We start from the raw sequence: 1,733 nt of genomic DNA on the forward strand, positions 1-1,733 counted from the left end.
GTTCCCGAGATGCACGACCTGTGGGTCGATATCGGGGCGAAGTCCAAGGACGAGGCGGCAGGCATCGTCAACATCGGCGATCCGATCACCTTCGAGCTCGGGTTCGGCGAACTCCGAAACGGTCTCGCGCACGCCCCCGGCATGGACGACAAGGTCGGCGTCTGGGTAAGCATTGAGGCGCTCAGGCTGCTGGACGGCAAGACGTTTGACGCCTCGGTCTTCGCCGTCTCGACCGTGCAGGAGGAGATTGGGCTGCGCGGAGCCCACACGTCGGCGTTCGGCATCGAGCCGCTCGCGGCAATTGCCGTCGATGTCACGCACGCCACGGACTATCCCGGTATGGACCCGAAACGGTACGGCGAGGTCAAGATCGGCGGCGGCCCGGTCGTGACGCGAGGCGCGAACATCAACCCGCGCGTCTTCGATCTTCTATGCCAGGTCGCGGAGAAGAAGAAGATACCGATCCAGATCGAGGCGGCTCCCGGCGGAACCGGGACGGACGCCAACGCGATCCAGATATCGCGGAGCGGCGTGGCGACCGGTCTCGTCAGTGTTCCGAACCGGTACATGCACTCGCCGGTCGAGGTGGTCGCGCTCGACGACCTCGAGAACGCGGCGAAGCTGTTGGCTGAGTTCGTTCTGGCGGTGGACGCGAGCACCGACTTCACGCCCTGAACTCGAGCCGAACGAGCGACGGTACCAGACTTTCTGGAGAAGACCGCATGGCAGGCGTCGTGGTCGGAATCTTCGCATCGAACCAAGGTGGTATCCGCAAGCCAGCCCTGGAGTCCGCGCGCGCCGTGATCGACCATGGGCTGGAAGGCGACGCGTCGGCGCGGCACAAGCGGACGCCGGGACGCGCCCTCTGCCTATACAGCGCGGAGCTCTACGAATCGCTTCGCGCTGATGGCATCGAGCTGGACGCGGGCGACCTGGCGGAGAACCTGCTGCTGTCGGGGATCGACTTCGGTCGGCTCTCGGTCGGAGACCGGCTCCAGGTCGGCGAATCGGTCACGATCGAGCTCAGTGAAGTGCGCGTGCCATGCGCGACACTGGCGCCGTTGGATGGACGACTGCCGCAAGCGCTCGTCGGGAGGAGCGGATTCCTCGCGTTCGTTCGGTCCGAAGGGAGCATTCGGGTCGGCGACGCCGTCCGGCAGATGTAGCGCTCAGCTCTGATTGACCGCTTTCGAGGGCGGGTGCTACTATTGCCGCGCCCACCAGCGAGCGTTCATGCGAGATGTCCCGAGGAGGACGACGGGGAATGGAGAACGACGTCTTCGACACGAAGGTTGTGGATTACGGCGCCTTCGGCGAGGTTCCCCTCACGGTTGGAGAGCAGCTCTTTATCTATCGCCGGCTGCAGGATTCATTCGACAAGGCGTTGATCACCGTCGTCAACGACGTGAACGATGTCGTCGGATACCTCGACCGGGACGCGGCTACCACGAGGATTCTGCCGGGCTTGAAGGAAGGCGTCCGGTTCGAGTGCAAAGTGAGCGGCGACCCGGTTGACGGCGTCGTGCCGGTGCAGATCCGGTCCGTCGATCAGTCCGAGGTGCAGACGATCCTGTCGCGCCAGGGCGTCCGCCGGTCGCGCCGCAACGGTCACTCCCCCCTTGCCGGCATCTTCGACGACTCCACCGAGGAGACGGACGCCGAGATCGACGGCGACGTCGGCGAGATGGACGAGATGGATGAGGAGTTCGACGAGGATTCCGACTCGGACGAGT

At 64.9% G+C, this 1,733-nt stretch carries 3 protein-coding genes; all 3 read left to right on the forward strand.

The features are described from left to right. A partial coding sequence (locus FJZ36_19280) for a M42 family metallopeptidase (protein MBM3217043.1) occupies window positions 1-675 on the forward strand: 675 nt, incomplete at its 5' end. A gap of 47 nt (window positions 676-722) precedes the next feature. Beyond that, window positions 723-1,166, forward strand: coding sequence for an MOSC domain-containing protein (locus FJZ36_19285; GenBank protein ID MBM3217044.1), 444 nt, complete (start codon window positions 723-725; stop codon window positions 1,164-1,166). 98 nt (window positions 1,167-1,264) lie between these two features. Beyond that, window positions 1,265-1,733, forward strand: a 469-nt coding sequence (locus FJZ36_19290) for a hypothetical protein (GenBank protein MBM3217045.1), incomplete at its 3' end; no start/stop codon positions are given.

Source organism: Candidatus Poribacteria bacterium (assembly GCA_016866785.1).
Classification (GTDB): domain Bacteria; phylum Poribacteria; class WGA-4E.